Below are 12,844 nucleotides of genomic sequence, written 5' to 3'. Positions count from 1 at the left end.
TTATATAGTTAATAATTAATAAAACTCTAATTAATGATGATCGTGCTCTTCAACAGCCTGACCAATAAATAATGCTGAAAGCAAAGTAAATACATACGCTTGCAAAGCAGCAACTAACATTTCTAAAACACTCATGAACAATACGAATGCTCCGGCAACTGGTCCTACAGCAATACTTTTGAAAATGAAAATTAAAGAAACTAAACTCAAAATGATAATGTGACCAGCAGTAATGTTTGCGAATAAACGAATCATTAATGCAAATGGTTTAGTCAACATTCCGATGATTTCTACAGGAATCATAATTGGAGCCAACCACACAGGAACTCCCGGTGTATTGAAAATATGTCCCCAGTATGATTTGTTTCCGCTTAAAGTTGTAACGATGAAAGTAATAAAAGCCATTACAAATGTAAAGTAGATATTACCTGTTAAGTTAGAACTGAATGGGAAGAATGGAATTAAACCAATAAGGTTGTTAATCCAAATAAAGAAAAATATAGTTAAAAGGTATGGCATATATTTTCCAGCCTTTTTTGTACCAATATTTGGAACAGCAATTTCGTCTCTAACAAAAGTAACTAGCGGCTCTAAAAATCCAGCTAATCCTTTTGGTGCATTTGGGTTTTTCTTATATGATCTTGCTACAGCAAAAAATAAGAAAAACAAAATGATTGCAGACATCAACATAGAAAAAACATTCTTAGTGATAGAAAAATCTAAAGGTCTTGCATCAAAAGCAAAAGCTCCATTGTCTCTTTGGTCAGCTGTCATTTCTTCAAATTTATCAGCATAAAAAATTATTTCTTTATAACGAACTAATTTTTGACCGTTAATATCAACTATATGTTCACCTGTATTATCGTGGTGAAATTTTGCTGATGAGAAAATTTCCAATCCACTATTTGTCCATAAAATAACTGGAAGGCTAAAAGAGATAGGATGACCATCCCAATCAGCAATATGAAAATCGTGAGAATCTCCAATGTGAGAATTAATCAATTCGCTTGCATTGAATTCTTTTTCTATTTCGTGACCAACAGATTCTCCATGACCACTTGTCGCATGACTTGCCTCTGTTGACTCAACAGTTTCATGTTTTACTGAAACAGTATCAACAGGGGTTGAGGCGAAATTAATCGACGAAGTAAGTGCTAATAAGCTAACTAATAAGTACTGGACTGGTTTATTTGAAATTATCATTATTAAATCTGTATCTAATTTTAGGTTCCAAAAATTTTTTGCAAAGGTACATTTAAAATTGAAAATTGAAAATTTATAGGTGTAATTTTTAATATTTAAGCTTTTTACAACCAATCTTACTGTCAATAAAGCAATTAACCTTTGTTTATTAAGCGAATTGTGAAATATGTTTCGAAAAGTAAAAATAAAAAATAAGGGATAAAAAATGCACTTATGTCTACAATTGGACTTTTAACATGTGCTTTTATCAAAGGAATTAAAAAAAGGATGGCTAACATCATTCTAAAAAAACTGGCGCCAAGAAAAGCGAATCCAGTATAATTTGGAAAATTTTTATTTACAAAAATCAAAAATAGGTATACCAAAAAAGTAGCAACAATATTGAATAAATAAATACTCCATGTAGAATACATGAATGTGAATTTATCAGATAAAAATTGCATGGTAAAATATTGTACAACAAATAGTACAACAGAAAAAGGGATAAAATACTTTAGGAAATCAATCGTTTTGTTCATTATTTATTCAAATTTTTTACTTGTCTTAAAACATTATAAAGTGCTAAAAAAACCGAAAATAAAGAAAAAATAATTGTCCACAAAGAACCACCGTTTGAATACTTCTGATCTAACTTAACTCCCGCATAGGAAAATATAAAAATAATTACTCCCATTTGAATGGGAATATTAATAAATACTAACCATTTATTATTGTTTGAGTTCTTCTTGGGCTCCTTTTCCATCTTTTAATGTAACTTCTTTAGTGGTATTTGTTAACATTGTACAAGTTGCTGTAAAATCAGCTCCAGGTTCTATAGATAATTTTCCAACGGCAACTTCTCCATGAATTCGAGCCGTTGCTTTTATATTAAGGACTTCTAAAACTTTTATTTTTCCTTGAAATTCACCTTCGATATCGGCATTGTTACAAACAATTTCTCCTTTGATACTGCCCGATACTCCAATAACCAGCTTGCCTTGCGATGTAAAATTTCCAATTAATTCACCGTCTAATCTAAAATCAGCTTTTGAAACGATATCACCAATTATTGAAGTTCCTTCTACGATTCTATTTGTTTTTCCAAGAAGTTCTGTTCCGTTTTTTTTGACTTTATCAAACATGATTATGGATTTTTAGGCGCTAAATAAGCTTCTAGATTTTTTTTAATTTGAATTACTGTATAATTATCACTTGAGATAATGATTGCAGGATGCGAAATTTTATATGGTTTTTCATCTCTTAAAAGCTCCGAAACATCTTTTGCATAAGCTTCAGATTTTAAACCATGAATAACTACAAAACTTTCTGTTTTATTGTATTTGTCGAAAGAAGTTGTAAGTCTTTCAAAATTTTCAACTGATAAAAATTTCTTGATAGCTTCTTCAATTTGTTTTACCGTTTTTGTATCGCCTTTTGGAACTGCATAAATAATTTTCCAGTTTTTACCATCAACAGCAGTAAAATCCATTTTTTCTAAACTTGGAATTTGCTTCTCTAGAATTTCGCGCGCATTTTTTCCTTCATCAGTATTTGGATAATTATCTGCAACTCCTTCTAATGCTTTTTTGTATGCTGCCAGACCATTTACTTTCCCTAAAGTATTCGCTTTTAGCAATTCATATTTAGAAACAATTTCGTCACCGGAATATTGATTAATCAAATTATCTATATTATCCAGAACGGTATCAAACTGTTCTTCCTGAAATAACTTGTACCATTTTTGATATTCCTTATCCGCTGATGCTAAATTATCTGTATTACTATTGCTTAAAATTTGTGCGTATCTAGAGTTTGGATAATTTGAAGTAATATCAGATTTTACTCTTTCTGCTCGTGCAGGATTTGTAATTTGATAGATTTTATACAAATTATACATCGATGGCAAAATCAATTTTTCCTCCGGATTATTTTTCAATAATTGTTCGAGTTTGTCGCTTGCTAAATTGTACTCTTTAAACTTCTCTTTATAAATAAGTCCTAATTGATAGTACGAAAAATTACGTTCCTTATTAATACTATCCATCGCAACTTGCGTTGTCGGAAGCTGCTTTTCGTAAAAATCAGTTGTATATTTCGGTATTACAATAGTATCTTTTAGAGCATTTGCTGCATCTTTACTATTTATTGTATCGTTCATTGCTGCATTATTCGCAGATCTTAATCCGGCTAATCTCCAGTTTCCTCCTAAAGTTCGATTTCCCCACATTTTCTTGAACTGAAGTTTTCCGTAAGCAACCGTTGTAGGATTATAAAAATAGAATGTACTCGCCGTTTCGTTTCCGCCCGGAAGTGTTGGTGTTCCAGGATCTGTAGGCATTCCTGTAGAATTTGGATTAATCGCTGTTGGCGAATTACCAGTATTTGTATTTCGATCAATATTGGCTAATTTCTCTTTTTCTTTCTCTTCTAAAATACGTTTTGCATCATCTTTCTTTTTAAGCTCTGCAATATAACTTTCGAAGTAAATTTTTCTATCAGGATCTGATAAACCTTTAACTTTTATAATACTGTCATCGCGTTTTGCAATTCCTTCGTATTTAATTACGTTATCAAGATTTTTTCTGTTTTTTTCGATAAAAGCGTACTCTCTCGTTTTCTTGTCTAATTTTGTTAATGTACTGTCATAATACTTGGCAGCCATAGTATAATCAGCATTTTTAAAATACATGTTTCCTATATTTCTATAGGTCGACGCTACTAAATAAGGATCTTTAGATTTTCTTCCCAGCGATTTGTTATAAAATATTAAAGCTGTATCCTGCACTTTATATTTATCGAAAAAGACACCCATTTCATAAAAAAGAATATCATAATAAGGTCGGTTTTCACGATCACTAACTAATTTATTATACGTATCAATAAACAAACCTTGATTTCCATTTTGATAATCAAACATTTCTGCTTTTTTTGCATACGCATGCATCATGTATTTTCGATCTGCTTTTCGATTCATATCAATTACGCCATCATAAAAATAATTTGCACTATCTTTTTTTCCGGCTTCCTGATACAACTGGCCTAAAATAAAACGGTATCTCGCTCTATCTTCATTTATCCTTGTGAATTTTTCCGCAATTTTAAGTTTCGTTATAGCACTATCTTTTTCTTCCAGATTTAAAAATGCTTCAGACAATAAAGCATTAGCATCTGAAAATGTTTGTTTATCCAGATCTGTCTTTTTTAATAACAGATTGATATTTTTTATCACAATAGCATCATTTCCTAAACGCATATTGGTTTTTTCGCGCCAGATTTTTGCCGTATAAATATTACTGCTATTCGGGTATTTATATAATATATAATTGAATGCTTCAACTGCCGGAATAAAGCGTTGATCATAATATCTGGCTTTTCCAAGCATTAAATAAGCTTCGTCAATCTGATAATTTTTTTCTCTTCCTCCAATATTCATGGAGTGTTTTTGAATCGCTTTTGTTGCTTTTGTTTCAGCCTTTTCAAAATCAGCATTTTTAGCTTTTTCACCTTCAGAAAAATTCTCGTCAATTTGCATTTTTTCAATAGGCAATATCTTCCAGAAATTATCCTGATTATTACCTTGAACAGATTTCAAACCCTTTTCAAGACCAATGCCGCCGTTATACAAAATGTTATATTTTGTACTTAAAGCATGAGAATTTCGAGATAAAAAAGTATTCTTTTTGGTAGAACAAGCTATCAAAAAAAGCATTATCACGACAACGAAACTATATTTAAGAGTATTCTTTTTCAATAGAAAAGAGTTTAAATCAAATTAACTTCTAAAAAGGATTTTTAGTATATTGACTTGTAAAAATACACTTCTTTTTTTAAACTTTAGAAACTTATACTGCAAAAAACAATTCTAATTCTTGTAAGGTTTCTCTTGAAGTTTGAATATCTTTTACAATCTCTCCTTTATTAAGTGCTACAATTCGATCGCAAACCTCTACTGTATGCTGCAAATCATGGCTGGAAACCAGAACTGTAACATTTGGATTTTCGGCCAATTCTTTAATGATTTTTTTTAATCGGCTAACTGTTGTTGGATCTAAGTTTGCAAACGGCTCATCTAAAATAACCACTTCAGGATTACCAATAAGTGTGGCAATTATACCCACCTTCTTCTGATTTCCCTTAGATAAATCTCTCAGGTATTTTTTGTTATTCAAGATTTCTCCATTAAAAAACTCTACATATTTTGCCAATAAAGCATCAATATCTGCTTTGTTTTGATGGTGCAAATCTCCAATAAAATAGAAATATTCCTCAGGAGTTAAATATCCAATCAGGAAACTTTCATCTAAAAAAGATCCTGTAAAAGATTTCCATTTTTCGTTTGTATTTACTTGAATATCATTGTTTTTAATAAATCCTGTCGAAGGCTGAATCAAATCTAATAACAAACTGAAAAAAGTCGTTTTTCCTGCTCCGTTATTTCCTACCAATCCAAAACTTTGTCCCTTTGGAATTTCAAGATTATTAATGTTTAAAACTGTTGTACCGTTATATTGTTTTGAAAGTTGATTTACTTGTATCATTTTTTAAATGTTTAATTGTTGATTTGGTTAATCGTTAATTTGGTTTGCAATCTGATAGAATTATCAAATTGACACATTTTCTAATTAATTCTTTTGTTTGTAAGCACTTATGGTACTGTATTTTTCGACTTTATATCTCTTTTCGATCAAAGAAAAAACTTTGTCTTTGAATATAAAACCTAAAACTCCAGCTCCTGCAACTAATACCAATCCGATGGTTTTATCTCCAAAATGAAGTCCTACCCAATACAATATTAATGGCAAAAATATCTTTGGTAACGAAAGCAACATCGAGTTTACATTGAATGCTTTTTTATCGCCAAAAGCGCCTCCGGCATTACTTAAATCGATTGGCGTTTTTGTAAATGCACCGCCCAAAAGCACTAAATGAGAATTTACTCCAATATTATAAATCGCACCAACAACAATAATCAAATAGGTTTGCCATCCATAAAAAAGATAAAATGAAGCAAGGATTGTCGAAACAAAAGTAGCAATAACAATCAGCCACCATTTTGCAGTAATGTAACCGCGATACGGGATATTTTGTGTCATCATTAATTGATAATAAGAACTATCCCAACTTGGTACAAACTGCCCAAAGACAAATAAAAATCCTCCCGAAACAAAGATCCCTGCAAAAATTTGCATAACTGGAGGCTGATGCATATTTCCGAAAAAGATTAATCCGTAGAATAAAAAAACTACACTCATAACGATAGTCGTTTTAGATCTTTTGTTTCTCTTAATCAACTTAATATCATTTTTAAGAAACGTTCCTAAAGTTCCAAATTGATTCAACCAATAAAGGTCTTCAGTTGTTGCAATATCTTCTTTTTTAGAAAGTCCTGCGTCTAAGAATAAGTTGTTTTTGAAGTATTTAAATGTAAAAGCATACAAAGCTGCTAATACCAAAATAGGAATTAAAAATATCCAGCTTGTGTTGTAAAATCCTAGAAAAACCGGTGTTGTAAAAGTCGTAATATCAAACAATTTATAATATTGCGCTGCTGCTAAAGAAACAACTACGGCAAGAAAAACAACAAACAATTTATCGATATTACTTAGAATAATATTCAAAAAATTATTGATATAAATTAAAGCTATAATCGCCAAGTTCCATAAAATCACTCCTGCAATGTTGTAACCTTCCAGAACTAACACAATCGAAAATGGAATGAAAAAAAGTGCATGTATCCAGTTAAAAAAAGACAAAGCTGTTTTTCCTAAAGAGAAATGTACAATTGTTGGCTTCTTAAACGGCAAAACCAATAAAGGTTTGATATTCAGAACCGGAATCGCCTGCAATAATAATCGAATTATCAAATCGAACATGAAATAATAAATCATAAACTTATTAATAGTTTCAAAAGGTTCGAGATTCATTTTTTTAAGTACATAAAATACTCCTACTCCTCCCGCAATAAAAAGCAGCGAAAAATAAATCATAAAGAACCCTATTACTATTTTCATCGCTACACTTTTACCAAACGATGCCGATCTGGTAAAGGCTTTCCATTCGAGATAAATAAACTTTTTAATCATGGTTAATTGGTTTTAAGTTTTGTAGTAAGAGACCAAATGTAAGAAAACGTTACAAAAAAAGTTAAAAAAAATAATTTCGTGCCCGTCATTTAATAGTGGTTTGCTACTTTTGCATAAAATATACAATCATGCCTTCATTTTTAAAACTCATAATTAAAGAGGTAAAACGCGAAACAACCGACGCCGTTTCTGTACTTTTTAATGTTCCGGAAGAACTAAAACCAGACTATAAATTTATAGCCGGACAATACATAAACCTAAAACTAACTCTTGATAATCAAGAAATTAGACGTGCTTATTCTATTTGTTCTGCACCAGAAAGCGGCGAATTAAGAATTGCCGTAAAAGCAGTTAAAAATGGTTTGTTTTCTCAATTTGCAAACACAAGATTAAAAGCAGGAGATGTTCTTGAAGTAGGTCATCCAGAAGGAAAATTTACTTTTGAACCTGATGCTGAAAGACAAAAAAACTACGCAGCTTTTGTTGCCGGAAGTGGTATTACGCCAGTTCTTTCTATTTTGAAATCAGTTTTAAAAAGTGAACCAAAAAGCTCATTCGTTTTAGTTTACGGAAATAAAACTCCTGAAGAAACTATTTTTCATCAGGAATTACATGATTTACAATTGCAATATGTAGGTCGTTTATTTGTTCATTATGTCTTCAGTCAGGCTAAAGCCGAGAATGCATTATTTGGAAGAATCGAGAAATCAGCAGTAAATTATGTATTGAATAACAAGCATAAAGAACTTCAGTTTGATAAATTTTTCTTGTGCGGTCCGGAAGAAATGATTAACACCGTTTCTAATGTTTTGAAAGAGAAAAACGTAAAAGAATCAGCAATTAAATTTGAGCTTTTTACATCTTCAACACAAGAAAATCAAATCCATAATTCGCTAGAAGGACATACAAAAATTACTGTTTTAGTTGACGATGATGAAGTTACATTCGAAATGTCTCAAAAACAAACTATATTAGATGCAGCTTTGAAACAAGGAATTGATGCTCCATATTCTTGCCAAGGCGGAATTTGCAGCAGCTGTCTTGCTCGTGTAACTTCTGGAACTGCAGAAATGACTAAAAACTCAATTTTAACAGATAAAGAAATCGCTTCAGGTTTAGTATTAACTTGTCAGGCGCACCCAACATCAGAATCTATTTATGTAGATTATGATGATGTTTAGTCGTTAAAATTCTAAAATATTTAAATTCCAAATTCCAACTTTAAATTGGGATTTGGAATTTTTTTTGTTTGATTGTTATTCTAACCTTTGTAGCAATCTTTGTCAAAGTTTTAAACTTTGACAAAGATAAAAGTCCAAATTAGGTCTTGGGAAGATTGAAATTTGGAATTTAAAAATTGAAATTTATTTTTTATGAGATCTGTACGAGAAATTTTTAAAACAAAAGAATATCTTTTAGACGAACCTGAAGTCGAGAGACTTGTAGAATATTGTGAAGAACTTCAAGATGAAATTGTAGAGTTTAAATTTCAGAAAACCAACAATAAAGAACTCGCTATGCTTGATATGCTCAGAGAAGTTATAAAAGGTTGTAATGCTATTGAAAAAGAACAAATGGAACATGAAAGATTTGGATATGAAGTCCCTAATTATCAAGAAACCATTTCGAATCTTAAAAGTTATATTTATAGCAGATGTCGGGACGAAAAAATTTGGTTATAGCCTAGATTATAATAAAACCAAAATTTTATTAAAATATTGCTGAATTTTGATTATATTAGAGGTGAAATTACAGTAATCGCAATCTCATATTTTGAGATTTGTAGAGCTAAATCAGATTTGTCAACACGTTTAAATATTAAATATCATGACAATGCATCACTTCCTTCGTTTATCATTTATTGCACTTTTTGTAGTAACAGCTTTATTTTGTGTTTACTTTATAATTAAAAAACAACGAAATAAAAAAGGGCCAAAATTACTTTCCCAAGAAAAATATAACGCAACAATGATTGGAAAAATGACTGAAATAACAGCTTCTGACCAAAACATTTTTAATTTCTGGCCTTATATAAGTAAGCTAAAATCTGCTAAAGTCTTGTCTCACAAAATTAAAGAATCAAAATTGGTACATAAAATCTACAGAAATTCAACGGAAGATTTTGAACACATTTTGCTTTCTACAGAAAAAGAAAATCAATTTGTTGTAATTGTTGCCAATAAAAACAAGAAGAAAACAGTAGGCTATTTTCTTCATGATTTAGATGGATTATATGCTTAATTGTATTTTTTGAACTATTTTATCTGGAGAAATACTTCTCATAGCATCTTCATAACCTTCAACGATTTTGTTTCCATAAACCGATGTTGGCAATTGTGGATATTGATTTCTATCTGAAGTTAAAGCATTTTCGAGACTTTGATTAAAAGGTAAAAATCCTGCATATGGATGTGTTGCTCCCCAAAGTGTGATCACTTTTACACCTAACATTGCTGCAATATGAGCATTTCCGGAATCCATAGAAAGCATCAGATCAAGATTACTTATCAATTGTAATTCCTGCTGAAATTTAATTTTTCCAGCCATATTAATTACATTTTCAAATGGTTGAGAAAGAGAATCTAATATTTCTATTTCTTTCTTTCCTCCACCAAAAAGTAATATTTTATGCTCTTTATTTTCAGCTAGTTTTGCTATTACTTCTTGCATTAAATCCTGCGGATAAACCTTAGAATCATATTGTGCAAAAGGTGCAATACCAATTAATTTTTGGTTTTTATCTCCAATTATTTCTAAAATATCTGAACTTAAAATTGCTTTTTCAGGGAATTCAGGATTCGATAAATCTAGCGGAAAACCAAGTTCTTCAAACACTTTTGAGTGTCTTTCGAACATTGTTGGCAACTGTTTGAATATTTTATTTTCGGCGCGAGTTAACTCTTTTTTACCTTCTCTTCCTTTGTCAACAGTTGCTCTTTTTTTTCCGCTTAAAGCGAAAAGTAAACTAACAATTTTAGATCTCAAAACATTGTGAAGATCTGCAAAAGCATCAATTTTGAGTTTTTTTACATCTGTAAATAATCTCAAAAGTCCTGCAAAACCTTTGTGACGCTCTTTTTCATCAAAAGCAAAAAACTCCAAATTCGGAATTCCGTCAAAAAAAGGTTTAAAAAACGGACGTGAAATTACTGTCAGTTTAACGTCAGGATACTGCTTTACAAAAGCGCGTAAAACAAGAACCGTCATGGCGACATCTCCCATTGCGGATAGTCTCATGACGGCTATATGCTTAATTTTATTGGACAATTCTGCCAATTATTTTTTATTTTGATATAAAACAGGATTCAATTCATCGTCATTGTACATCTTCATTTGTTTGTACACTTTCATGAATTTATCTCCATTTTCGATGTCAGTAAGCAAATCATCAATTGCAGTAGACAAATCACTTCTTTGTTCTAAAAGAATGTTTAATTTTTCCTGACATTTATCTCTATGTTCTTGTGAAGCCTCAGCACGAGTAGCTTCTTCATGCATATGATAAATTTTCAGAGCCAAAATAGACAATCTGTCAAATGCCCAAGCTGGACTTTCAGAGTTGATTTTTGCACCATCTTTTACTTTTACATCGCTGTATTTTTGTAAAAAATAACTATCGATATATTCCACCATATCAGTACGTTCCTGATTAGACGCATCGATTCTTCTTTTTAAAGTCAATGCTGCTACAGGATCAATTTGCGGATCACGAATAATATCCTCGAAATGCCATTGAACAGTGTCAATCCAGTTTTTTAGATATAATAAATGTTCGAATTTATCCTTAGGGTAAGGATTGTTTATTGGTTGATCAACATTATCAAATTGATGATAATCTTTGATGCTTTGTTCGAAAACAGAATATGCTAATTTTGAAAACATGTCTTTATTTGTTAGAGTTACAAAGATACTTTTTATACTTTTATACTGCGAATAAAACGATGATTTTTTCGTTATCGTACTGTTACCATTGATAATTCTAAAATTTTATTATGAAAATCCATTATATATCTGAAAATAATAGCGTATTAAATCACTTTTTAAGTCAAATCAGAAATGTGAATGTTCAGAACGACAGTATGCGTTTTAGAAGAAATATAGAACGAATTGGTGAAATTATGGCGTATGAACTGAGCAAAGATCTGTCTTATAAAAATGTCGAAATTCAAACTCCACTTGGTATTAAAAAAACAACAGAAATCGAAAGTGATTTGGTTTTATGTTCCATTCTTAGAGCTGGTTTACCTTTACACAATGGTTTTTTAAACTATTTCGATCACGCTGAAAATAGCTTTGTTTCGGCTTGCAGATATCATCCAAATAATGATGCTGAATTTGAAATTCGGGTTGAATATCAAGCGCTTTCAAACATAAATGATAAAACTGTTTTGCTTCTTGATCCAATGTTAGCAACTGGACAATCGATAGTTGCTGTTCATGAAAAATTAGTTCAAAATGCAACTCCAAAAGAGATTCATATTGTTGTTGTTATAGCTGCTCCGGAAGGAATTGCTCTTCTTGAAAAAAGCCTTCCTGATAATTGCCATTTATGGGTTGCTTCTCTTGACGAGAAATTAAATGAGAAAAACTATATTATTCCAGGACTTGGCGACGCCGGAGATCTTGCTTATGGAAGTAAACTATAATTGAGAAAAATAGGTAAATAAACTGCAGCAAATCAACACATAAAAAACAATTTCGTTATTGAGTTTTTGCTGCATATACTCGACATGACTTGCCGCCATAATCGTTAAAGGTGCAATACTAAACAACAATAGGTCATTACTTTTATCAGGCGAAATGATATAAACAGCCACAGCAATAAAAAAACATGCAATCACTTTTTTATACGAAGTATGTACAATTTGTGGTCTGTTTGATAATGTCATTAACATTGAAACTACAAAAAACAAGGATATTGCAACGTAGATAGAAAGTGCTCCGTTCTCGTAATTATTCTTAAAATAATCAATGTTAAAATCAATTACTGCTCTTTTTTCTAAAAATTCAATCGCATTAATATGAAAGATTAATGATATCATTAAAAAGACAATTGAAACAGCCAGAAGCGCAATAAATGGTAAAACCCAGTTTCTATAATCTCTTGAAACGTGAAAAACAATTGATATAAATACTAAAATAATAAAGAGAACACACCAAAATTGAAATAAAGCAGCTACAAAAATCCAAAATGAAGCGTCAAATATTTTTTCTTTAGAAGCTTTCAATGATTGTAATGAAATCAATCGTCGCAAGGCTAATAAAAGAAAAAAGTTAGCATAAATTACATTTGGATTATTAAATATTGTAGGGAAAAACAATACAAACAACAAATAGAAAAATATCGCATAACCATTGTCTTTACTGAGCCCGTTCTTTTTTACAATGAAATTAATCATAAAAAAAGAAGCCAATATAAAGCACAATAAACTAACTTTTTGAAATCCCAAAAAGTAATTATTAATCCAGGAAGGTTCTTGGATTTGGAACAGGAAAAAGAAAACCAGTATTAAAATTACGACCAATGAATAATTTAATGGCGTAGATTTTTTAAAAACACTTGTTATCATAAGGATATT

General features: G+C 30.7%; 13 protein-coding genes. 4 read left to right on the top strand and 9 right to left on the bottom strand.

From position 1 onward, the window contains the following. Positions 1-30 precede the first annotated feature (30 nt). From atpB to WN975_RS19525, 6 genes are all read right to left on the bottom strand, one after another. Complete coding sequence (gene atpB, locus WN975_RS19550) at positions 31-1,203, bottom strand: F0F1 ATP synthase subunit A (protein ID WP_337967953.1); 1,173 nt, start codon at positions 1,201-1,203, stop codon at positions 31-33. Positions 1,204-1,720: 517 nt separating this feature from the next. Further along, positions 1,721-1,945, bottom strand: a complete 225-nt coding sequence (locus WN975_RS19545; protein WP_337967952.1) for an AtpZ/AtpI family protein — start codon at positions 1,943-1,945, stop codon at positions 1,721-1,723. Beyond that, positions 1,911-2,324, bottom strand: coding sequence for a polymer-forming cytoskeletal protein (locus WN975_RS19540; protein WP_121327946.1), 414 nt, complete (start codon positions 2,322-2,324; stop codon positions 1,911-1,913). The genes WN975_RS19545 and WN975_RS19540 overlap by 35 nt, the downstream gene beginning before the upstream one ends. A gap of 2 nt (positions 2,325-2,326) precedes the next feature. Further along, the gene (locus tag WN975_RS19535; protein WP_337967951.1) at positions 2,327-4,933 is read right to left on the bottom strand and encodes a gliding motility protein; all 2,607 of its coding nucleotides are present in this window, start codon (positions 4,931-4,933) and stop codon (positions 2,327-2,329) included. A 91-nt stretch (positions 4,934-5,024) separates the two neighbouring features. After that, entirely contained in the window at positions 5,025-5,720 is a 696-nt protein-coding gene (locus tag WN975_RS19530) for an ABC transporter ATP-binding protein (protein ID WP_337967950.1), read from the bottom strand. 84 nt (positions 5,721-5,804) lie between these two features. Beyond that, positions 5,805-7,265 carry a DUF5687 family protein gene (locus WN975_RS19525; RefSeq protein WP_337967949.1) on the bottom strand — a complete coding sequence of 487 codons (1,461 nt, stop codon included), beginning with the start codon at positions 7,263-7,265 and terminating at the stop codon, positions 5,805-5,807. A 128-nt stretch (positions 7,266-7,393) separates the two neighbouring features. Between WN975_RS19525 and WN975_RS19520 the strand changes: the two genes are divergently transcribed. The 3 genes from WN975_RS19520 (at position 7,394) to WN975_RS19510 (ending at position 9,506) form a co-directional block, all read left to right on the top strand. Continuing rightward, positions 7,394-8,446, top strand: a complete 1,053-nt coding sequence (locus WN975_RS19520; protein WP_337967948.1) for a ferredoxin--NADP reductase — start codon at positions 7,394-7,396, stop codon at positions 8,444-8,446. A 192-nt stretch (positions 8,447-8,638) separates the two neighbouring features. Continuing rightward, positions 8,639-8,947, top strand: coding sequence for a hypothetical protein (locus tag WN975_RS19515; RefSeq protein ID WP_337967947.1), 309 nt, complete (start codon positions 8,639-8,641; stop codon positions 8,945-8,947). Between the two features lie 145 nt (positions 8,948-9,092). Next, positions 9,093-9,506, top strand: coding sequence for a hypothetical protein (locus WN975_RS19510; RefSeq protein WP_337967946.1), 414 nt, complete (start codon positions 9,093-9,095; stop codon positions 9,504-9,506). Here WN975_RS19510 and WN975_RS19505 read toward each other — a convergent pair. Together WN975_RS19505 and WN975_RS19500 are read right to left on the bottom strand one after the other, a co-directional pair. After that, positions 9,495-10,502 (bottom strand): glycosyltransferase family 9 protein, encoded by a 1,008-nt coding sequence (locus WN975_RS19505; protein WP_337967945.1) that lies wholly within the window; start codon positions 10,500-10,502, stop codon positions 9,495-9,497. The two genes, WN975_RS19510 and WN975_RS19505, sit on opposite strands and share 12 nt — an antisense overlap. 39 nt (positions 10,503-10,541) lie before the next feature. Next, the gene (locus tag WN975_RS19500; RefSeq protein WP_121327958.1) at positions 10,542-11,147 is read right to left on the bottom strand and encodes a DUF4254 domain-containing protein; all 606 of its coding nucleotides are present in this window, start codon (positions 11,145-11,147) and stop codon (positions 10,542-10,544) included. Positions 11,148-11,257: 110 nt separating this feature from the next. Between WN975_RS19500 and upp the strand changes: the two genes are divergently transcribed. After that, positions 11,258-11,911, top strand: a complete 654-nt coding sequence (upp, locus tag WN975_RS19495; RefSeq protein WP_337967944.1) for a uracil phosphoribosyltransferase — start codon at positions 11,258-11,260, stop codon at positions 11,909-11,911. Here upp and WN975_RS19490 read toward each other — a convergent pair. Beyond that, positions 11,906-12,835: a DUF6427 family protein gene (locus WN975_RS19490; protein WP_337967943.1), complete on the bottom strand. Its 930-nt coding sequence runs from the start codon at positions 12,833-12,835 to the stop codon at positions 11,906-11,908. The genes upp and WN975_RS19490 overlap by 6 nt on opposite strands. Positions 12,836-12,844 lie beyond the last annotated feature (9 nt).

The sequence above is a fragment of the uncultured Flavobacterium sp. genome (genome assembly GCF_951805225.1).
GTDB lineage: Bacteria > Bacteroidota > Bacteroidia > Flavobacteriales > Flavobacteriaceae > Flavobacterium.
This window is presented reverse-complemented; position numbering and strand designations above follow the sequence as displayed.

Excerpts from the sequence above, each read along its gene's own strand:
- WN975_RS19500 (WP_121327958.1), bottom strand. The coding sequence starts at position 11,147 with ATGTTTTCAAAATTAGCATATTCTGTTTTCGAACAAAGCATCAAAGAT.
- WN975_RS19490 (WP_337967943.1), bottom strand. The coding sequence starts at position 12,835 with ATGATAACAAGTGTTTTTAAAAAATCTACGCCATTAAATTATTCATTG.
- WN975_RS19515 (WP_337967947.1), top strand. The coding sequence starts at position 8,639 with ATGAGATCTGTACGAGAAATTTTTAAAACAAAAGAATATCTTTTAGAC.
- atpB (WP_337967953.1), bottom strand. The coding sequence starts at position 1,203 with ATGATAATTTCAAATAAACCAGTCCAGTACTTATTAGTTAGCTTATTA.
- WN975_RS19545 (WP_337967952.1), bottom strand. The coding sequence starts at position 1,945 with ATGGAAAAGGAGCCCAAGAAGAACTCAAACAATAATAAATGGTTAGTA.
- WN975_RS19540 (WP_121327946.1), bottom strand. The coding sequence starts at position 2,324 with ATGTTTGATAAAGTCAAAAAAAACGGAACAGAACTTCTTGGAAAAACA.
- WN975_RS19525 (WP_337967949.1), bottom strand. The coding sequence starts at position 7,265 with ATGATTAAAAAGTTTATTTATCTCGAATGGAAAGCCTTTACCAGATCG.
- WN975_RS19520 (WP_337967948.1), top strand. The coding sequence starts at position 7,394 with ATGCCTTCATTTTTAAAACTCATAATTAAAGAGGTAAAACGCGAAACA.
- upp (WP_337967944.1), top strand. The coding sequence starts at position 11,258 with ATGAAAATCCATTATATATCTGAAAATAATAGCGTATTAAATCACTTT.
- WN975_RS19510 (WP_337967946.1), top strand. The coding sequence starts at position 9,093 with ATGACAATGCATCACTTCCTTCGTTTATCATTTATTGCACTTTTTGTA.
- WN975_RS19530 (WP_337967950.1), bottom strand. The coding sequence starts at position 5,720 with ATGATACAAGTAAATCAACTTTCAAAACAATATAACGGTACAACAGTT.
- WN975_RS19505 (WP_337967945.1), bottom strand. The coding sequence starts at position 10,502 with ATGAGACTATCCGCAATGGGAGATGTCGCCATGACGGTTCTTGTTTTA.